The organism is Montanilutibacter psychrotolerans (assembly GCF_003719825.1).
Classification (GTDB): domain Bacteria; phylum Pseudomonadota; class Gammaproteobacteria; order Xanthomonadales; family Xanthomonadaceae; genus Montanilutibacter; species Montanilutibacter psychrotolerans.
This window is the reverse complement of sequence record NZ_RIBS01000004.1, coordinates 303883-325217: the sequence shown is the minus strand read 5'-3', so window position 1 is coordinate 325217 and position 21335 is coordinate 303883. Positions and strand designations below refer to the sequence as shown.

The 21335-nt window shown below is 68.2% G+C and carries 13 protein-coding genes; 10 read left to right on the top strand and 3 right to left on the bottom strand.

Going from position 1 to position 21335, the window contains the following annotated elements; translation table 11 throughout:
- Positions 1-54 precede the first annotated feature (54 nt).
- A complete protein-coding gene (locus tag EER27_RS10550; protein WP_190285743.1) occupies positions 55-2217 on the bottom strand; it encodes a proprotein convertase P-domain-containing protein in 2163 nt (720 codons plus the stop codon).
- A gap of 728 nt (positions 2218-2945) precedes the next feature.
- Between EER27_RS10550 and EER27_RS10545 the strand changes: the two genes are divergently transcribed.
- Positions 2946-6455 (top strand): hybrid sensor histidine kinase/response regulator, encoded by a 3510-nt coding sequence (locus EER27_RS10545; protein ID WP_123088051.1) that lies wholly within the window; start codon positions 2946-2948, stop codon positions 6453-6455.
- Between the two features lie 297 nt (positions 6456-6752).
- Here the strand turns inward: EER27_RS10545 and EER27_RS10540 are convergent, their stop codons facing one another.
- Positions 6753-7421 (bottom strand): response regulator transcription factor, encoded by a 669-nt coding sequence (locus EER27_RS10540; protein WP_123088183.1) that lies wholly within the window; start codon positions 7419-7421, stop codon positions 6753-6755.
- Positions 7422-7462: 41 nt separating this feature from the next.
- Complete coding sequence (gene acs, locus EER27_RS10535) at positions 7463-9427, bottom strand: acetate--CoA ligase (RefSeq protein ID WP_123088182.1); 1965 nt, start codon at positions 9425-9427, stop codon at positions 7463-7465.
- A 244-nt stretch (positions 9428-9671) separates the two neighbouring features.
- Between acs and EER27_RS10530 the strand changes: the two genes are divergently transcribed.
- The 9 genes from EER27_RS10530 (at position 9672) to EER27_RS10490 (ending at position 21327) form a co-directional block, all read left to right on the top strand.
- A complete protein-coding gene (locus EER27_RS10530; protein WP_190285742.1) occupies positions 9672-11084 on the top strand; it encodes a DcaP family trimeric outer membrane transporter in 1413 nt (470 codons plus the stop codon).
- 108 nt (positions 11085-11192) lie between these two features.
- Positions 11193-12860, top strand: a complete 1668-nt coding sequence (locus EER27_RS10525) for an MFS transporter (protein WP_123088050.1) — start codon at positions 11193-11195, stop codon at positions 12858-12860.
- A gap of 146 nt (positions 12861-13006) precedes the next feature.
- Positions 13007-14629, top strand: coding sequence for a methyl-accepting chemotaxis protein (locus EER27_RS10520; protein WP_123088049.1), 1623 nt, complete (start codon positions 13007-13009; stop codon positions 14627-14629).
- Positions 14630-14689: 60 nt separating this feature from the next.
- A complete protein-coding gene (locus EER27_RS10515; protein WP_123088048.1) occupies positions 14690-15151 on the top strand; it encodes a chemotaxis protein CheW in 462 nt (153 codons plus the stop codon).
- Entirely contained in the window at positions 15151-16422 is a 1272-nt protein-coding gene (locus EER27_RS10510) for a CheR family methyltransferase (protein ID WP_190285741.1), read from the top strand. Before EER27_RS10515 ends, EER27_RS10510 begins: the two co-directional genes overlap by 1 nt.
- A 1-nt stretch (position 16423) precedes the next feature.
- Positions 16424-17002 (top strand): chemotaxis protein CheW, encoded by a 579-nt coding sequence (locus EER27_RS10505; protein WP_123088046.1) that lies wholly within the window; start codon positions 16424-16426, stop codon positions 17000-17002.
- Complete coding sequence (locus EER27_RS10500) at positions 16999-19272, top strand: hybrid sensor histidine kinase/response regulator (protein ID WP_123088045.1); 2274 nt, start codon at positions 16999-17001, stop codon at positions 19270-19272. Before EER27_RS10505 ends, EER27_RS10500 begins: the two co-directional genes overlap by 4 nt.
- Positions 19269-20282: a chemotaxis response regulator protein-glutamate methylesterase gene (cheB, locus tag EER27_RS10495; RefSeq protein ID WP_123088044.1), complete on the top strand. Its 1014-nt coding sequence runs from the start codon at positions 19269-19271 to the stop codon at positions 20280-20282. Before EER27_RS10500 ends, cheB begins: the two co-directional genes overlap by 4 nt.
- 19 nt (positions 20283-20301) lie before the next feature.
- Positions 20302-21327, top strand: coding sequence for a diguanylate cyclase domain-containing protein (locus EER27_RS10490; protein ID WP_317843126.1), 1026 nt, complete (start codon positions 20302-20304; stop codon positions 21325-21327).
- Positions 21328-21335 lie beyond the last annotated feature (8 nt).

Sequence of the window (21335 nt, the reverse complement as noted above, 5' to 3'; positions counted from 1 at the left end):
ACACGCGAATGCCACCCGCCTCGTCCGTTGTGGGACGAGGCAGGCGTCGTGCGATCAGAATGTGATGCTCCAGCTATCGATCTTGCCGGTGTCGCCACCGGCGTTGTCGTTGACGCGCAACTTCCACGTGCCGTTCAACGCTTCGGTCGAGAGATTCAGCGTGACCGTCTTGTTGATGTTGTCGGCGCTGCCGCCGGTGCGGTTGTGGAGGTTGTAGAGGCTGCCATCGGGCGCCACCAGATCGACCTTCAGGTCACCCTGGTAGGTGTGCACGATGGCCACGGTCACCGAAGCGTTGCTGGGCGCGGTGCCGGTACGGCCGGACACGGTGATCGGGCTGTCGACGGTGGCGTTGTCGCTGATGGTGTAGTCGGCGGCGTTGCTGTAGGTCTGCGTGCCGCCACCGCCCGTGCCGTAGTCGCCCACCAGGCTCACGCCCGAGAATGCCGAGTAGCCCTTCAGGCGCACGTGGTACGTGCCGGCCTGCGGCGCGGCGAACGTGCACGTCTCGGCGTTGCCACCGGTGTACGGACGGCAGTCGTAGACCGTGTCGGTCGGCGCGCTGCCGAACTTCACGTACATGTCCGCATCGCCGGTGCCACCGGACATCGTGAAGGTCAGGTTGCTCGCGCCCGTGGGCACCACCATCGTGTAGTTCAACGACGCACCCGCCGCCGCGCTCAGCCCGGTCACCGGCACGCCCTTGGTCAGCACGTTGCCGACCGTGCCCACGCTGACCGACTGGGATTTCGTGTTGGTGGCGCCGTCGTCGTCGGTGACCGTCAGGGTGACGGTGTAGGTGCCCGCCGCGCTGTAGGTCTTGCTGGGGTTGGTGGCGGTGGAGGTGGTGCCGTCACCGAAGTTCCAGCTGCGCGAGGCGATGGTGCCGTCGCTGTCGGTCGAGCTGTCGGTGAAAGCCACCGACAGGCCGCTGACCGCGGCGCCGAAGTTCGCCGCGGGCGGCGCGTTGCCGCCACCGTTGTCGCCATCGGGCACCACGTTGCCGAAGTGGCTGGCGACCTGCGGCCAGATCAACGCGATCTTGGCGCCACTGTTGAGACAGCCACCGAAGTGATGCAGCGCGATGGCCTTGTTGCTGTTGCGCGCAATGACCGGCGAGCCGGAACTGCCGCCTTCGGTGTCGCAGTAGTAGCCAAGGTCAAGGCCACCTTCCGCATTGGCGTTGTCGACCTGGCAGTAGCCACCGCCGTTCTGGTCACTGACGACGCTGAGTTCCTTGGGACGGCCCGCCGGATGGCCGGCGATGTACAGCTTGGCGCCCACGGCCTGGGTGCTGATATCGAGTCCGAGCCAGCCGAACGGCGCCAGCGCGCTGAAGTTGTTGACGGTGAACAACGTGTAGTCGAGCGACGCATCGGTGGCCAGCATCGTGTTGCCGGTGACCTTGGTCGGGGTGGCGACACTGCCACCGCAGCTGCTGGCCTGGTAGTTGAACCAGAACTCGGAACCGGCGACGGCCGAGCTCGTCGACAGGCAGTGGTTGTTGGTGAACAGACGGTTGTCGGGACCGACACGCCACACCGTACACAGGCTGCCGCTGCCGCTGAGCATGCGACCCACTGGACGGGTGCGGTCGAATGCAGCCGGCTCGCTGCTGGAGTAGCAGGCCGCCCCGCGCGCGTCCTGCACGCCGCAGACCGACTTGGACGTGACATCGCCCAGCAGGCCGGCGTTGTCGAGCTCGGGAATCATCCGCTCCGGATAACCTTCGAGGTAGCGGCTGACGGTGACGCCGTGGCGCGCGGTCCACGCTTCGGTTGCGGTGCCGACCAGGCGCAGCACGGCGACCGGTCCCTGGATCGACATCGCCGAGAAACTGGTCGCGCCGTTCTGGCCCAATGCGCCGTCGACGGTGTGGCGATCGAGCGACTGCTTGCTGTAACGGTAGACCTCGCGGCGATCGGGGCTGGAGACCTCCAACGTCACGCCGGCCGGCAGCGAGAAGTGGTCGAAGTGGACCTTGATGAACGCCGCGTCGGCGGTGCGGATCACCTGCATCGGTTGCGCCACCAGCCCGGGTCCGCCGGCTCGCAGGCTCAGCGACACGCTGCGCTGATCGGCGATCTTCATCGGCTTGGGCGCGGCGGCATTGGCGACGATCGCGGGTCCGGCGGCGATGGCCTGCATCGGAAGGCAGGCAAACAGTGCGCCCGTCACCAGCGTGACGGCGGAGTACAGCGGCAGAGAAGGTTTCATGCGCATCTCCCTATCCATGTGGACCGCGGCAGGCCGTGCGGAACGCGCGGCGTTCCGTTGCAGAGTCCTTTCCCGCGGCTGATGTGATGTGCCGGCGACAACCACTCCACGGCGTCAGAAACGGCGACGCGACAATGTCCCGGTGCACTGCGCGCCCCCTGCGCGCATGGGCGGATAGCCCGACGGTCGTTATCCGTCGCTGTCGGACGGACTGTCAAACGCTTGTCCTCGAACCGTGATCCGCTGCCCGTCGCAATCCGGACGGCGGTAGTGAAGGAGGCCTTGACTTCACGCGCTCAAAAGCCCGCAGAGGCGGTTGCGCAAGGGCACGCGGCGCACGCATCGAAACCATCGTGCGCCGGCCCGCGATCGTGCATTGCAACAAGGTTTGGCGCGAACAAGGTCTCGGCTTGCGTGGCGACGCGCGATGTCGAACGCGCATCACTCGGAAACATTGCTGCGATGGTGCTGGGGTAGTGGTCTCCATCGTGCGTTTATGGCGCCCGGCTCCGCACGACGAATCCGCACGACGAATCCGCACGACGAATCCGCACGACGAATCCGCACGACGAATCCGCACGACGAATCCGCACGACGAATCCGCACGACGAATCCGCACGACGAATCCGCACGACGAATCCGCACGGCGTGCACGTTGCACCCGTGAGGCGCGCGAGGCCTGCGCCAACCACTAGACTGCATCCATCCACCAAAGGGGATGCGCACGGGTGATTCCAGGTTGGTTGCTGCTGCTGGTCTCGCTGGGCTACGTCGGCATGCTGTTCGCCGTCGCCTACTACGGCGATCGCCATCCCGACGGTCCGTTGCTGCTGCGCATGCGTCCGGCCATCTATGCGCTGGCGCTGGCGGTGTATTGCTCGTCGTGGACGTTCTACGGCGCGGTCGGCACGGCGGCGCGCACGGGCCTGGGCTTCCTGCCGATCTACCTCGGGCCGCTGCTGTTGCTGGCGTTTGGCTGGCGCATCCTGGAGCGGCTGGTGCTGATCTCCGGCGAACAGCGCATCGTCTCGATCGCCGACTTTCTTTCATCGCGTTACGGTCGCGCGCCCGGTCTGGCGGCGCTGGTCGCGGCGCTGGCGCTGATCGCCGCGGTGCCGTATGTGGCGCTGCAGTTCAAGGCCGTGGCGATGAGCCTGCAGGTGCTCGCCGGCACGCCGGGAAACAGCCCGGTGCTGGTCGATCCGGCGCTGTACGTCGCGCTGCTGCTGGCGGTGTTCGCGATCCTGTATGGCACGCGTCGCATCGACGCCACCGAGCATCACCGCGGCATGGTGCTGGCGGTGGCGCTGGAGTCGCTGGTCAAGCTGCTGGCGTTCGTTGCGATCGGCGTGTTCGCGTTTGCGCATCTGCCCGGCGCCGGACACCTGGGCGAGCGCGTCGTGCAGGCCGCCGCCGTGGTCACCGCGCCCGGTCTTCCGCAAGGCTTCGTCGCGCAGACCCTGCTCGCGTTTCTCGCGCTGATCTGCCTGCCGCGGCAGTTCCACGTCGCGGTGGTCGAATGCCAGGATCCGGCCACGCTGCGTCCGGCGCGCTGGCTGTTTGGCGGCTACCTGGCGCTGATCTGCGTGCTGGTGGTTCCGATCACCCTGGCCGGCAAGGCAGTGCTCGGCGGCGGTTCGGTGTCGCCCGACAGCTACGTGCTTGCGCTGCCGCTCGCGCTCGGCCAAGACACGCTGGCACTGCTGGTCTACATCGGCGGTTTCTCGGCGGCGACGGGCATGGTGATCGTCGCCAGCGTCGCGTTGTCGACGATGGTCAGCAACGATCTGGTGGTGCCGTGGCTGCTGCGCAGCGGCGCGCTGCGCGAAGCCCACGGCATCGATCGCCAGGTGCTGTGGGTGCGTCGCGCGACGATCCTCGCGCTGGCGTTGATGGCGTATGCGTACCAGCGCGGCGCCGCGTCCTCGCCCGCCAGCGATGCGGGCCTGGCCGCGCACGGCCTGCTGGCGTTCGCGGCGGTGGCGCAGTTCGCCCCTGCGCTGGTCGGCGGCCTGTACTGGCGCGGCGCCAGTCGCGCCGGCGCGCTGTCGGGGCTGTGCGTCGGCGCCGTGCTGTGGGCGTACACGCTGCTGCTGCCGACGCTGGCACGCGATGGCTGGTTCGGCGACGGCGGTGCCGGCGTGCAATGGATCGAGCACGGACCGTTTGCGATCGGCTGGCTGCGCCCGCAGCAGTTGTTCGGCCTGCAAGGCTGGGACACGCTGACCCACGGAACCTTCTGGTCGCTGCTGGGTAACGTCGCCGCGTTCGTTTACGTGTCCGTGCGCCAACGTCCGCGCCTGCAGGACCAGCTCAGCGCCGCGCCGTTCCTGGACCCATACGTGCAGCGCCCTGCGCTGGGTCCCGGCGGATGGGCCGGCAGTGTGCGCGGCGGCGAGCTGCTGGCACTGGCCGAACGCATCGTCGGCGAGCGCCATGCGCGGCGTGCGTTCGAGGACTACGCCGCGCGCAACGGCGACACGTGGCAACCCGAGCAGCCGGCCGACCGCGCACTCGCGCAGTTCACCGAGCGACTGCTGGCTTCGGCGATCGGCGCGGCCTCGGCACGCCTGACATTGACCACCGCGCTGCGTGGCTCGGGCATGGAGCTGGGCGAGGTGGTGGCGCTGCTTGATGAGGCCAACCAGGAATTGCGCTTCAACCGCGAAATCCTCGCCACGACGCTGGAGAACATCAGCCAGGGTGTCAGCGTGGTCGATCGCCAGATGCGCCTGGTGGCGTGGAACCGTCGCTACCAGGAGCTGTTCGACTACCCGGACGGGATGCTTTACGTCGGCCGACCGGTCAGCGATCTCATCCGCTGGAACGCCGAACGCGGGGAGATGGGCGATGGCGTGCCGGAACACCAGGTGGACCGCCGCCTGGAGCACATGCGCGCGGGCAGTGCGCACGTGTTCGAGCGCGTGCGCGCGAGCGGCCAGGTGATCGAGATGCGCGGCCGCCCGCTGCCCGGTGGCGGTTACGTGACCAGCTACAGCGACGTCACCGACTACAAGCGCAACGAGGATGCGCTGCGCGAGGTCAACGAAACGCTGGAGCATCGCGTCGAACAGCGCACGCGCGAGGCCGAGCAGGCGCAGCAGTCAAAGACACGCTTCCTGGCGGCGGTGAGCCACGACGTGCTGCAGCCGCTCAATGCCGCGCGGCTGTTCACCAGCGCGTTGCGCGAGAACAGCGAGCCCGCCGAGCAGGTGCGGCTGGCCGAGCGCGTCGACGCGTCGCTGCGCGCGGCCGAGGATCTGCTCGACGGATTGCTGGACATCTCGCGGCTGGATGCTGGCGCGCTGCGTCCGGAGTTGTCCGACTTCGATGCCGGCGAGCTGTTGCGTGAACTCGCCGCGCAGTACGCACCCGGTGCGGCGGGGCGCGGACTGCAACTGCGCGTGCGCGTGCCGCCGATGCCGTTGCCGGTGCGCAGCGATCGCCGTCTGTTGCGGCGCGCACTGCAGAATTTCCTCGCCAATGCCCTGCGTTACACCCGCGACGGCGGCGCGCTGCTGGCCGCGCGCGTGCGCGAAGGCGGCGCAGTCGAGCTGCAGGTCTGGGACACGGGCCCCGGGATTCCGGGGCACCACCTGGAGCAGATCTTCGAAGAGTTCCGCCGCTTCGAACAACCCGGCATCGGCGGCGAACGCGGGCTCGGGTTGGGGCTGTCGATCTGCCAGCGCATCGCCCGCATGCTGGGCCACCCGCTGCGCGTGCGCTCGCGGCTCAACCACGGCAGCGTGTTCTCGATCGGCGTGCCGCCCGGCGGTGCACCGCAGGTGGCGCCCGATGCAGCGACTGTGACGGATGCCAGCGCGGTGGGGCACGCCGATTCGCTTGCCGGCCTGCACGTGCTGTGTGTCGACAATGACCGCGAGATCCTCGACGGCATGCGCGTATTGCTCGAACGCTGGCACGTCACGGCGCTGACCGCGGCCACTGTCGACGAGGCGCTGGAACTGATGGCCGGACGCCACGATCCCGCGCGCGTCGATGCCGCGCCGATCGATGTCGTGCTGGTCGACTTCCATCTGCACGACCGCCTCGACGGCCTGCGCGTCATCGATGCGTTGCGCGTGCGCAGTGGCCGTTCGTTGCCGGCCGCCTTGCTGACCGGAGATGGCAGCGACGCGCTCAAGTTGGCCGCGCGCGAGCGCGGCTGCACGGTTCTGACCAAGCCGGTCAAACCGGCGTCGTTGCGCGCGTTCCTGGCGGCGCAGCGGCACCGCTGAGGTGCCACCACGTTGGCGCGTCAGGGCGTCGGCATCGCCCCGCCAGCCAGCCAGCTCCATGCCACTGCCACCAGCAGCGCAAGCGCCGCCAATCCTCTCATTACCAGTTCGGCCCGATCGGGCCGCGGCAGACCGCGTCTAGGCATGTTGTGTTCCCCCCGTCACACACCTCCATCGAACAACATGGCGGTGCCAGTTGCCTGCGACCGCCGTCACAACCTGTAACGTGCGCAGCGTTGCAGTGCGGACGAGGACGAGGTGATGGCGCGACTCCCGGAGCGCGTGCGCGGCGCGGGTTCAGTCGGCGTCGTCGGGCGGCAAGACGATCGCGCCCGGGTCGAGCGCCAGGCGCCCGGCAATCAACACGGCCTGGGTGCGGTTGTTGGCGCCGAGCTTGCGCAGGATGGCGGTCACGTGCGCCTTCACGGTGGCCTCGGAGACGCTGAGCTCGTAGCCGATCTGCTTGTTGAGCAGGCCTGCGCCCAGCATCTGCAACACGCGGAATTGCTGTGGCGTCAGATCACGCAGGCGTTGCGCGGCGTCGTGTTCTTCCACGCCGGCAGCCGGCGCATCGAACGCCGCCGACGGTGCCCAGCGATCGCCGGCCAGCACGCTGGCCAGTGCGGTGCCCAGCGTCGCCGAATCGGCGGACTTGGGAATGAAACCGAGCGCACCGTGATCGAGCGCCCGCCGCATCACCGCGGGCTCTTCGCGCGCGGAAACCACCACGATCGGCAGCTGCGGGTGCAGTGCACGCAGGTGCGCAAGCGCGCTGAAACCCTGGGCGCCCGGCATGTTGAGGTCGAGCAGCAACAGGTCCGCATCGGGTTCGCCATCGACCAGCGCGTACAGCGCATCGACGCTGTCGGCCTCGTGCAGCCGCGCCTCGGGCAGCAGGCGTGCCACCGCGCCGCGCAAGGCCTCGCGGAACAGCGGATGGTCATCGGCGATCAGCAGCGTGGGCATCGATGTGGCCTGCAAGGCGGTCGGGAGGGCCGGGCGCGTGATCACCGCCGCAGGCGTTCGTTGACCAGGCTTTCCACTACCGAGGGGTCGGCCAGCGTGCTGGTGTCGCCCAGCTGCTCCGGCGCCAGCTCCGAGGAACCCGACTCGGCGATCTTGCGCAGGATGCGGCGCATGATCTTGCCCGAGCGGGTCTTGGGCAGGCCCGGCGCCCATTGCAGGTGGTCCGGCGTCGCGATCGGGCCGATCTCACTGCGCACGTGGGCGATCAGGTCACGGCGCAGCGCGTCGCTGTTCGCCTCGCCGGCAATCAGCGTGACGTAGGCGTAAATGCCCTGTCCCTTGAGATCGTGCGGGAATCCCACGACGGCAGCCTCGGCGACCTTGGGGTGCGACACCAGCGCGCTCTCCACTTCCGCGGTGCCGATTCGATGGCCGCTGACGTTGATCACGTCGTCGACGCGGCCGGTGATCCAGTAGTAGCCGTCGGCATCGCGGCGGCATCCGTCGCCGGTGAAGTAGGTGCCCGGGTAGGTCTTGAAGTAGGTGTCGATGAAACGCTGGTGATCGCCGTACACGGTGCGCATCTGCCCCGGCCAGGAATCGAGCAGCACCAGGTTGCCCTCGGCTTCGCCCTCGAGCACGTTGCCGCCGGCATCGACCAGCGCCGGCTGCACGCCAAAGAACGGCTTGGTCGCCGAGCCGGGCTTGAGGTCGATCGCGCCGGCCAGCGGGCTGATCAGGATGCCGCCGGTTTCGGTCTGCCACCACGTGTCGACGATCGGGCAACGGGAATCGCCGACGACCTCGTAGTACCAGCGCCAGGCCTCGGGATTGATCGGCTCGCCGACCGTCCCCAGCAGGCGAAGCGAGCGGCGCGAAGTACGGCGGACCGGCTCGTCGCCGTCGCGCATCAGCGCGCGGATCGCGGTGGGCGCGGTGTAGAAGATCGTGACCTGGTGCTTGTCGACGATCTGCCAGAAGCGCGACACGTCCGGATGGTTCGGCACGCCTTCGAACATCAGCGCCGTGGCGCCGTTGGCGAGCGGCCCGTAGACGATGTAGCTGTGGCCGGTAACCCAGCCCACGTCCGCGGTGCACCAGTACACGTCGTCCTCGCGCAGGTCGAACACCGCCTCGTGGGTGTAGCTGGCGTAGACCAGGTAACCACCGGTGGTGTGCAGCACGCCCTTTGGCTTGCCCGTGCTGCCTGAGGTGTACAGCAGGAACAGCGGGTCCTCGGCGTTCATGCGCTCGGGCTCGCACTGCGCGGGCTGGTCATTGACCACCGCATCGAACCAGCGGTCGCGCGGCATCTGCATCTCGACCGCCGCGCCGGTATGACGCACCACCAGCACCGTCTCGACCGAATCGGTACCCGGCAGCTTCAGCGCCGCGTCCACGTTGGCCTTGAGCGGCACCTTCCTGCCACCGCGCAGGCCTTCGTCGGCGGTGATCACCAGCTTGCTGGTGCTGTCGGCAACGCGGTCGGCAATCGAGTTTGGCGCGAAGCCGCCGAACACCACGTTGTGGATGGCGCCGATGCGCGCGCAGGCCAGCATCGACACGGCGGCCTCGGGAATCATCGGCAGGTAGATCGTGACGCGGTCGCCCTTGCGCACGCCCAGCGCACGCAACGCATTGGCGAGCTTGCACACGCGCTCGTGCAGCTGTCGGTAGCTGATGCGCTGCGAGGGCGCGTCCGGCGAGTCGGGCTCGAACAGCAACGCGGTCTTGTCGCCGCGCGTGGCGAGGTGGCGGTCGACACAGTTGACGCTGGCGTTGAGTTCGCCGTCCTCGTACCAGCGGATGCGGAAATCCTCGAGTGCGAAGCTGGTGTCCTTGATGCGCGTGGGTGCGCGGAACCACTCCAGCCGTTGCGCGATACGCCCCCAGAACGCCTCCGGCTCCGACACCGACTGCGCGTAGTCGCGCTGGTAGTCGTCGCGTCCGATGCGCGCGCGTGCGGCGAATGCCTCGGAGATCGGATAGCAGGCGGGTTGGGTCATGGCGCACTCCGGAACGTTGGTGGGCGACGGCGCACGCGAGCGCATCGCGCAGGGACTGCAGTGTGCCGCATCCGCGGCAACGCTCGCGAGCGCAGTCCTTAGACCATGGTCGCAGGCCACCGCCTGAATGCGCGTCCCTACGACCAATGGCGAATGGTGGTGCGGCGCGATGGCCACGCAGTCTGCCGGCGCCGTGCGGTGTTGCGTGCGGTTTGCCGATTACGCACCCGCATGGAGGGGAGACATGTCCACCCGCAAGATCGCATCGAAGATCGCATCGAACCGCACCCGACCTTTGGCCGCCGCGCTGCTGGTGGCGCTGGCACTGCCTGGCTTCGCGATGGCGCAGACCGCCAAGGAAGTCGAGCTGGAGGCGCGCGTGGCCGAGTTGGAGAAGATGGTGCAGCAACTGGTCTCGCAGCAATCGCAGCATCAGGTGCAGATCACCGAAGTGCGCAGCGCGCAGGTCACCGCTCCCGCAACCGCAGCGTCCGCGACCGCGGGCGGCAAGCCGGCCATCCAGGCATCGTCGATCCTGCCCGGTGGCAACCCCGGCACGCGCTTCAGCTACGGCGGCTTCATCAAGCTCGACGCGTCGGTCACCCGCACCAACGACGGCGACATCGCCGACGGCAGCGTCGGCCGCACGTTCTACCTTCCCAAGACGATTCCGGTCGGCAACGGCCACAGCAAGGAAAGCGGCACCGACACCGACATGGGCGCGCAGTACTCGCGCTTCTGGTTTGCCGCCGACACCGACCTGGACAGCGGCGACAAGCTGCGCGGCTACCTGGAGTTCGACCTGTTCGGCGGCGGAAGCACCGCGTTCACCGGCAACGAGATCGCCACCAACACCTACGCGTTGACGATGCGCCAGGCCTACGTGAGCTGGAACGGCTGGCTGGCCGGCCAGACCTGGTCGAACTTCCAGGACACCGCGGCGCTGCCCGACGCGGTCGACTTCGTCGGCCCGACCGAGGGCACCACCTTCGTGCGTCAGGCGCAGGTTCGCTACACCCGCGGGCCGTGGTCGGTGTCGATCGAGAATCCGGAGACCGCCATCACGCCGTTCAATGGCGGCATGGCGCAGATCGCCGGTGACGACGGCGCCGTGCCCGACGTCATCGCCCGGTACACCGCCAAGGGCGCGTGGGGCCACGTCGGCGTCGCTGGACTGGTGCGCCAGCTGAAGTACCAGAACGGTCCGGCCGGCATCAGCTCCAGCGCCACCGGCTACGGCGTCAGCGTGTCGGGCAAGGTCAACCTGGGCAGCAACGACGACCTGCGCTACATGGTCACCGCCGGCAGCGGCATCGGTCGCTACCTCGGACTGGGCCTCAACAACGATGCGGTGCTGGATGCCACCGGCGACCTCGAGAACATCGACGTGGTGGCCGGCTTCGCCGGTTGGCGCCACGTGTTCACCCCGAAGCTGCGCGGCAACCTGATGGTCTCGGTTGCGCAGTACGACAACCCCACCGACCTCACCGGGCTGGGCATCACCCGCTCGGCCACCTCGGCCCACCTCAATCTGATCTACTCGCCACTGCCCAAACTCGACCTCGGGGCCGAGCTGATCTGGGGCAAGCGCGAGATCGAAAGCGGCGACTCGGGTGAGCTCAACCGCGTGCAGACACACGTCAAATACAGTTTCTAGCCCTGTGCCGGCGTTCGACGCCCGCACGCCCGGCATTCCAAGCACATCCCACGCACCTCCCACGCATCCCGGCTTCCGATTGCCGCTACTCGCCAAGGGGAACCACCCATGTCCAGCACCATCGCATCCGCCGGCGCCGCACCCGCCGGCAGCCTCACCCAGGGGCACAAGAAGGTCATCTTCGCGTCCAGCCTGGGCACCGTGTTCGAGTGGTACGACTTCTACCTGTACGGCTCACTCGCAGCGATCATCGCCAAGCAGTTCTTCAGCGGCGTCAACGAGACCACCGGCTTCATCTTCGCCCTGCTGGCCTTCGCCGCCGGCTTCGCGGTGCGTCCGTTCGGCGCGCTGGTGTTCGGGCGCCTGGGCGACATGATCGGCCGCAAGTACACGTTCCTGGTCACGATCGTGATCATGGGCATCTCGACGTTCCTGGTCGGCGTGCTGCCCAGCTACGCCAGCATCGGCATCACCGCACCGATCATCCTGATCGTGCTGCGCATGCTGCAGGGACTCGCGCTGGGCGGCGAGTACGGCGGCGCGGCCACCTACGTCGCCGAGCACGCGCCCAATGGCAAGCGCGGGCTGTACACCAGTTTCATCCAGACCACCGCCACGATCGGCCTGCTGCTGTCGCTGGTGGTGATCCTGGGCGTGCGCGAAAGCATCGGCGTGCAGGCGTTCGAGGCCTGGGGCTGGCGCATCCCGTTCCTGGTGTCGATCGTGCTGCTGGGCGTGTCGGTGTGGATCCGCATGCAGCTGGCCGAATCGCCGCTGTTCCAGCAGATGAAGGCCGAAGGCAAGACCTCCAAGGCGCCGCTGACCGAGAGCTTCTTCTCCAAGAACGGCCGCATCGTGCTGCTGGCCCTGCTCGGTGCCACCGCCGGCCAGGCGGTGGTCTGGTACGCGGGGCAGTTCTACGCGATGTACTTCCTGAGCCAGTCGCTCAAGGTCGACAGCACCACCACCTGGCTGCTGATCGGCGGCGCGTTGATCCTGGGCACGCCGTTCTTCGTGTTTTTCGGCTGGCTGTCCGACCGCATCGGCCGCAAGAAGATCGTCATGGCCGGCTGCCTGATCGCCGCATTGACCTATTTCCCGCTGTTCAAGGCGCTCACCCACTACGCCAACCCGGCAATCGCCGAGGCCAGCGCCAGCGCGCCGGCCGTGGTCACCGCCGACCCGGCCACCTGCAGCTTCCAGTTCGATCCGGTCGGCAAGAAGCAGTTCACCAGCTCGTGCGACATCGCCACCGCGGCGCTGGCCAAGGCCGGCGTGCCCTACACGGTGCAACCGGCGGCGGTGGGCGCGATCGCCAGCGTGTCGATCGGTTCGGTGCCGGTCGCCAGCTACGAGGCCACCGGCCTGCCCAAGGACGTGTCGAAGGCGCACGGCGAGGCGTTCACCGGTGCGCTCAAGGCCGCGCTCGAGCGCGGTGGCTACCCGGCCCAGGCCGATCCGGAGCGCATCAACAAGCCGATGGTGCTGCTGATCCTGACCGTGCTGGTGATCTACGTGACGATGGTCTACGGGCCGATCGCGGCATGGCTGGTCGAGCTGTTTCCGACCCGCATCCGCTACACCTCGATGTCGCTGCCGTACCACATCGGCAATGGCTGGTTCGGCGGCTTCCTGCCGACGATCTCGTTCGCCCTGGTCGCGGCCACGGGCAACATCTACTACGGCCTGTGGTACCCGATCGTGATCGCCCTGATAACCTTCGTGATCGGTTCGCTGTTCCTTCGCGAGACCTACCGGGTCGACATCACCGAGTAGCTGCCGCGCGGCCGACACTCACCGCAACGACGACGCCGGCTTCGACGGGCGGACGCCGCCGTGGGTGGGCGTCGGGACCGCGTGAAAATCGTCCTCACATGGGCCGTGATATGCCCTCGTCGAGGACATTCATCCGGGGTTCGTTCATGAAGAACGTCACGATCCGCCAACGGATTCTGTTGAGCTTTGCGGTGATCCTCGTGGTGATGCTGGTGATGGGGGGAATCGCGCTGCAGCGCCTGCTCCGCATCGAGAAAGAAGAGGCGCTGCTGCGACTGGATTCCATTCCGGGTATGCACCTTGCCGGCGAAATGGAGTCGGCCTGGCATGCCAACTACGTGGCCATCCACGCGTTGGTTGGCACGGACGACGCCCAGGCCAGGCGGCTGGCGCAGGAACGCCTGCAGGCCACCCATGCCGAGTTCGAAACCGCGCTGGGCAACTACGAAGGCACCATCACCACGGCCCAGGACCGTGAGAACGTCGCGAGAGTCAAGCAGGCCACGGAAGCCTACTTCGCCCTCGAGCCCAACCTGCTCCGGTTGGGCACCACCGATGTCGCGGCCGCCGGCGCTTTCATGCGTGGCAGTCTGGATCCGGCCTTCGGACAGGGCGAGAAGGCGATCGAGCAGGTCATGGACTACAACCACGCGACCGCCGTCGAAGCCGGAAAGCGCATCGACGATGCCGTGAAGTCGGCTGAGATCGAGATCGCCGCGACATTCATCGGCGCACTGCTCCTGGCCGGTTTGTCGGGCTTCTACCTGCTGAAGGCGATCATTCAGCCGTTGCACCTGCTGACACGCGCGTCGGAGGTCATGGCCAAGGGCGACTTCAGCCAGCGCCTCGCGTTGGCCCGCAGCGACGAGTTCGGCGTGCTGGCCCAGGGCTACGACCGCATGGGTCTGGACCTCTCCTCGCTGGTCGGCCAGGTGCAGACGTCCGGCATCCAGGTCAACTCGTCGATCAACGAGATCACCGCGACGCTGCGCGAGCAGCAGGCCACGGCCGCCCAGATCGCCGCGACCACCACCGAGATCGGTGCGACGTCGCGCGAGATCGCCGCCACGTCCAAGGAGCTGGCGCGCACGATGGGCGCGGTGGCGTCCGGCGCGGAGCAGACCTCGCTGCTGGCCGGCAGCGGGCAGACCGGGCTGGTGCAGATGGAAGAAACCATGCGGCGCGTCATCGACGCCACCGCCTCGATCAACGCCAAGCTGGCGGTGCTGACCGAGAAGGCCGACAACATCAGCCAGGTGGTCACCACCATCACCAAGGTGGCCGACCAGACCAACCTGTTGTCGCTCAATGCCGCGATCGAGGCCGAGAAGGCCGGCGAGTACGGGCGCGGCTTCTCGGTGGTGGCCACGGAGATCCGTCGGCTGGCCGACCAGACCGCCGTGGCGACGTTGGACATCGAGCAGATGGTCCGCGAGATCCAGTCGGCGGTATCGGCCGGCGTGATGGGCATGGACAAGTTTTCCGAAGAGGTGCGCCGCGGCACCAGCGACGTGCAGCAGGTCGGCAGCCAGCTGTCGCAGGTGATCGAGCACGTGCAGGCGATGGTGCCGCGGTTCGAGGCGGTCAACGAAGGCGTGCAGGCGCAGTCGGCCGGCGCCGAACAGATCACCCTGGCATTGACCCAGTTGAGCGAAGCGGCGCAGCAGACGGTGGATGCGCTGCGCCAGTCCAACCAGGCGATCGACGAGTTGCACCAGGTCAGCGCGGGTCTTCGCGATGGCGTCTCCAAGTTCAAGTTGCAGGCATAGCCCAAGCGCTGGCGGCGCGAGGACCGCCGCAATGACCGTCCGGACAAGGAGCGCCCAGCCGTGCTTTTCCTGCTATTCCAACTGGGTGGGGATCGCTACGCGATGGAGGCGGCGAAGATCGCCGCGGTGCTTCCGCTGGTCGTGCCCAAAGCCATCCCGCAGGCGCCGCCGGCCGTGGTGGGCGCGTTCGACTACCGCGGCACGCCGGTACCCTTGATCGACCTGAGCGTGCTGGCGGTTGGTCGGCCTTCGCAGCCGCGGCGCAGCACCCGGGTCCTGGTCGTGGACTACCCGGTTGGCGCGGGGGAGACGCGGTGGCTGGGACTGATTGCCGAGCAGGCTCTGGAAACGGTCGTCCGCGACCCGGCGCAGTTCGTGCCCAGCGGCGTGGACAACGGCGGCGCGCGCTACCTGGGCCCCCTCGCATCCGATGCACGCGGCTTGCTGCAATGGGTGCAGGTCGAACACCTGCTTCCCGATGCGCTGCGCGACCAGCTGTTCACGCAGGCGGTCGCCGGCTGATGCAGTGGGACGACTTCAAACTGTGGCTCAAGCAGGCGATGGGACTGGACGCGAGCACGGTCGGCCCGTCGGTGGTCGAGCGCGCCGTCAAGACGCGCATGGCCGCGTGCAAGCGCCACGACCTGGCTGGCTACTGGCACTTCGTCCAGGAGTCGCCGGAGGAGCGCCAGGAGCTGATCGAAGCGGTCATCGTTCCGGAGACGTCGTTCTTCCGCGATGTCGAAGTGTTTGCGGCGCTGGCCCGGGTGTTCGACGCGCGCTGGCTGGCCGCAAACCCGGGTCGTTCACTGCGCCTGCTGAGCCTGCCGTGCTCTTCGGGGGAAGAGCCCTACACGATGGCGATAGCCTTGCTGGATGCCGAGTTTCCCGCCAACCTGCTGCGCATCGACGCGGTGGACATCAGCGAGCACTCGCTGGCCAAGGCACGACGCGGGCGGTACGGACGCAACTCGTTCCGCGGGGGCGATGTACGGTTTCGCGACCGACATTTCGCGCACGTGGCCGGCGGCTGGCAATTGTCGGATACGGTGCGCGGGCACGTGCGGTTCATCCACGGCAACGCGATGGACAGCACGTTCCTGCCGGGCCAGGCAATCTACGACGCGATCTTCTGCCGCAACCTGCTGATCTATTTCGACCTGGAGACCCAGGTCCAGGTTGTCGAGGTACTGGCACGGCTGGTGCGGCAGGACGGCCTGCTGTTCGTCGGCCCGGCGGAGACCGGCCTGATGTTGAACCTGGGCTTCGTCTCGGCGCAGATGCCGATGGCGTTCGCGTTCCGCAAGCCGGACACGCGAACCGACACTCCCGCGTCCCAGGTGCCGGCCGCCCGCACCGCCACCACCCCGCGAACGCCCGCCCGGGTCGATGCCGCGGCTGCCGCGGTCCCCCGCCCCAAGCCTGCCACGGCGCCTGCGCCGTCAAAGGCCGCAACCTCCGCACCGCCGTCGCCCCCGGCTGGCGATGCGGCCCTGGACGCCGCGCAGCGACTGGCCGATGGCGGACAGTTCGCCGAGGCGGCGACCGCCTGCGAGGCGCTGCTCAAGACGCGCGGCCCGTCGACCACGGTGCTGCACCTGCTCGGTCTGGTGCACGGGGCCAACGGCCAACCGGCACGTGCCGAGGACTGCTTCCGCAAGGCCCTGTACCTGGAACCGGACCACGAGGAGAGCCTGATGCACCTGGCGTTGCTGCTGGAGACCCGGGGAGACATCGCCGGCGGACGCGTGCTGCGCCTGCGTGCCAAGCGCCATAGCAAGGCGACCAGCTGACATGGCGCGCGACAACGCCACCGCCGCGGCTGCCCTGCTCGATCGCCAGCTCGATGCCGACGCGCTGCGCGACGCGACCGAACACGTCGCCCGTCCACTGGCGGGACAGGATTCACTGGTGCGGACGCAGGCGATGTTCATCTTCCGCCTCGGCGCGGAGTGGCTTGGCTTGGCCACCTCGTACTTCGACGAGGTGGTGGAGCCGCGCGCGATCCACGCTCTGCCCCATCGGCGCGAGGGCGTGGTGCGTGGCCTGGTCAACGTGTCCGGGCAGCTCACGCTGTGCGTCGCGCTGGAACAGCTGTTCCAGCTCGGTGTCGCCAGGCCCGAGCGCAGACGCCAATCGCTGCTGGGCCGACGGCTGGTGGTGCTGGCATCGCAAGGCCATCGGACGGCCTTCGAGGCCGACGAGGTGCACGGCGAGCACCGCTTCGATCCGGCCAGCCTGCGGGCCGTGCCCTCCACGGTCGCCCATTCGATGGCCAACTTCACCACGGCCGTGCTGCCCTGGAACGATCGCGTGGTGGGGCAACTCGATGCCGAACTCCTGTTCCACGCAATCAACCGGCGCCTGGGATGAGTACCGAAGACCTCCGCGACTACTCGTTGCACGACCTGTTCCGCATGGAGGTGGAGGGACAGCGGCAGGTGTTGACCGATGGCCTGCTGGTGCTCGAGCGCTCGCCCTCGGCCGCCGCCGAGCTGGAAGCGTGCATGCGCGCGGCGCATTCGCTCAAGGGTGCGGCGCGGATCGTTGGATTGAGCGCCGCCGTCGGCGTCGCGCACAGCATGGAAGACTGCCTGGTGGAGGCGCAGCACGGCCGCCTCACCCTGGGCAACGATGCGATCGACGTGCTGCTGCGTGGCGTCGACCTGCTCAGCCGTATCGCCGACACGCCAACCCAGGAAGCCGATCACTGGAGCCAGGAGGACACGCCGGAAGTCGACCACTTCCGCACGGCACTGGCCGCGGCGCTGGACGCCGGCGATGCGGGCGAACCGACGGCCATCCCGGCCGCGGCCGCGATCGAAGCGACGGCCGCAGACGCTCCCGCCGCCGTCACAGGCACGGGCAAGCACGACGCCGAGACCGATGCCGAAGAACGCGTGCTGCGGGTGACCGCGCGCAGCCTCAACCGCATGCTGGGGCTGGCGGGCGAGTCGCTGGTCGAATCGCGCTGGGTCGATCCGTTCATCCGTTCGCTGGGTCGGCTCAAGCGCCTGCAGCAAGAAACCGCGCACACGCTGGACCGTCTCAACGATGCCTGGAGCGCGCACCCGAGCGACCACGTGTCGATGGCCATCCTCGCCGAGGCCCGCGCACGGATCGCCGAGTGCCAGCGCCTGTTCGGCGACCAGGTCGGCCAGCTGGAGTTGTTCGACCGGCGATCGGCGAGTGTCGCGCACCGGCTCTACGACGAAGCCCTGGCCAGCCACATGCGTCCGTTTGCCGACGGCACGCGCGGGTTCAAGCGGATGGTGCGCGATCTCGCCCGCGAGCTTGGGAAGGAAGCGCGGCTGGAGATCGCGGGCGAGGCAACCCAGGTCGATCGCGATGTGCTGGGCAAGCTCGAAGCCCCGCTCGGCCACCTGCTGCGCAACGCGGTCGACCACGGCATCGAATCGCCGGTGGCGCGCCTGGCCGCGGGAAAGCACGTCGAAGGCGTGATCCGCCTCGAAGCCCACCACGTCTCCGGCCTGCTGGAGATCACTGTCAGTGACGACGGCCAGGGCATCGACATCGAGCGCGTGCGGGCGGCGACTGTCGCGCGCGGATTGGCCGACGAGGCCACCGCGCAGCGCTTCACCGAGGCCGAGGTGCTGGAGTTCCTGTTCCTGCCCGGCTTCACCATCAAGGACGTGGTGACGCAGATCTCCGGGCGCGGCGTGGGCCTGGATGCCGTGCAGAACATGGTCAAGCAGTTGCGCGGTGGCGTCCGGCTGTCGTCCCGGCACGGCCAGGGCGCGCGCTTCCACCTGCACCTGCCGCTGACGACGTCCGTGGTGCGCACGCTGGTGGTGGATATCGGCGGAGAGCCGTACGCGTTCCCGCTGGCGCACATCGTCTGTACCGCGATGCTGCCGCGCGATGACGTGCAGTTGCTGGAAGGTCGACAGCACTTCCAGTTGAACGGGCACCGCGTGGGACTGGTGGGCGCGCGGCAGGTCATGGACGGAACCGAGTCGGCATCGGCGCCCGAGCAGCTGTGCATCATCGTGGTCGGCGACCGCACCCGCGGGCACGAGTACGGGCTGGCGGTGGACCGCTTCCGCGGGGTCTGCGAACTCGTGGTCCAGCCGCTGGACCCGCGGTTGGGCAAGATCAAGGACATCAGTGCCGGCGCGCTGCTGGACGACGGAACGCCGCTGCTGATCGTCGACGTGGACGACCTGATCCGCTCGGTCGAACGGCTGGCTTCCACCGGCCACCTGACCCGGCTGCGCTACGACGACGATGCCGAAGCGGTCGCGCGTAAACGCGTGCTGGTGGTGGACGATTCGCTGACCGTGCGTGAACTCGAACGCAAGCTCATCGAAAGCGGCGGCTACGCGGTGGAGGTCGCCGTCGACGGCGTCGACGGCTGGAACGCGGTGCGCCTGGGGCAGTTCGACCTGGTGGTCACCGACATCGACATGCCACGCATGGATGGCATCGAGCTGGTCGCCCTGATCAAGAAGGATCCGCGCCTGCGCACGCTGCCGGTCATGATCGTGTCCTACAAGGACCGTGAGGAGGACCGCCGTCGTGGCCTGGACGCCGGCGCCGACTTCTACCTCACCAAGGGCAGCTTCCACGACGAAGCGTTGCTGCAGGCGGTGATCGATCTGATCGGCGAGGCGGCCGCGTGAGGATCGGCATCGTCAACGACCTTGCACTGGCAGTGGAAGCCCTGCGCCGCGCGCTGTCGCAGCGTCCCGATTACGTGGTGGCGTGGACGGCGGCGAACGGCGACGAAGCCGTTGCGCGCTGTGCGCAGGAGACACCCGACCTGGTGTTGATGGACCTGTTGATGCCCGGCATGGACGGCGTGGAGGCCACGCGGCAGATCATGGCCAACAGTCCCTGCGCGGTGCTGGTGGTCACCACCAGCGTCGGCGGCAATGCCTCGCGTGTGTTCGAGGCGATGGGTCACGGCGCCCTCGATGCCGTCGACCTGCCCACGATGGCAGTCAACGGCGAGGAAGACGCCGAAGGCGCCTCCGCGCTGCTGGCGAAGATCGACTTGATCGGTCGCCTGATCGGCGGCGACCGGCGGCAGAAGGCCCCGCACAGCAAGCCCCTGGCGGCGCGCCGTGGGACGTCCATGCGGCTGCTGGCGATCGGGGCGTCGGCCGGTGGGCCGGCCGCCGTGGCGGAGGTCCTGGGCGGGCTGCCGGTGACGTTTCCGATGGCGATCGTGGTGGTGCAACACATCGATGAGAAGTTCGCCAAGAGCATGGCCGACTGGCTTGGCCGGTTCTCGCAGTGCCCGGTGCGCGTCGCCCGGCCGGGCGATGTCCCGGCCACCGGCACGGTGCTGCTGGCCGGAACCAACGAACACCTGGTGCTTCGCGACGACGGCCGCCTGGACTACACGTGCAAACCCGTCGAGATGCCGTATCGGCCCTCGGTCGACGTTTTCTTCGGCAGCGTCGCCGATACCTGGCCGGGGCAGGCGGTGGGCGTGCTGCTTACCGGCATGGGCCGCGACGGTGCCGTCGGCCTCAAGGCCATGCGCGCGAAGGGGCACCACACCATCGCCCAGGACCAGGCAAGCAGTGCGGTGTACGGAATGCCCAAGGCGGCAGCGGAGCTGGGGGCGGCTGTGGATATCCTGCCGCTGGTGCGCGTGGCAGCGCGCCTTCGGGACCTTAGTTGAGACGCAAGGAGCATCCTCCATGACCACGTCCGCTTCAGGCAGTTTGCCGCTCGGGATGCCGATGAACGCGGGCGAGCGCCGCATCGTCGTTTTCCTGGTCGACGACCAGCCGATCATCGGCGAGGCGGTTCGCCGCGCGGTCGCCAATGACCCGGAGATCGAGTTCCACTACTGCAGCGTGGCCAGCGACGCGGTAATGATGGCCGCGTCGCTCCACCCCACGGTGATCATGCAGGACCTGGTCATGCCCGATGTCGATGGCATGACGCTGGTGCACCTGTACCAGATGCACCCCGCGCTGCGGCACGTGCCCATCATCGTGCTGTCGAGCAAGGAGGATGCCGCGGTGAAGAGTCAGGCCTTTGCGACCGGGGCGGCCGACTACCTGGTCAAGCTGCCCGAACCGATCGAGCTGATCGCACGGATCCGCCACCACTCGCGCTCGTACCTCAACCAGCTCGAACGCGACGCGGCCTACCGCGCACTGCGCGAAAACCAGCAGCAGCTGCTGGAGGTCAACGAGGTGCTGCGCAGGCTGAGCGACGTCGACGGCCTCACCGGACTCAACAACCGTCGCTACCTGGATGCCTACCTGGACACCGAGTGGCGTCGCGCGGTGCGCGATGGCAATCCATTCTCCATCCTCATGGTCGATGTCGACGACTTCAAGACCTACAACGACACCTACGGCCACCTGGCCGGCGACGAGGTGCTCAAGCTCGTCGCCGGCGCGATGAAGCGGTGCGCGCAGCGTCCCGCCGACCTGGCCGCCCGGTACGGTGGCGAAGAATTCGCCATGGTCCTTCCCGCGACGCCGAGCGAAGGCGCACAACGCGTGGCGGACGATATTCTCGCCAACGTCCGCAACCTGGCGATTCCACACCGTGGCAGCCAGGCCGCGTGCATCACGGTGAGCGTTGGCGGAGCGACCGTGTCGCCCGGACGCGGCGAGTCGTACGCGCCGCTGCTGGAAGCCGCCGACGTCGCCATGTACGACGCAAAGCACGCAGGAAAAAACCGCGCCGTGGTCCGCGAGGTGCACTGACGCCCCGC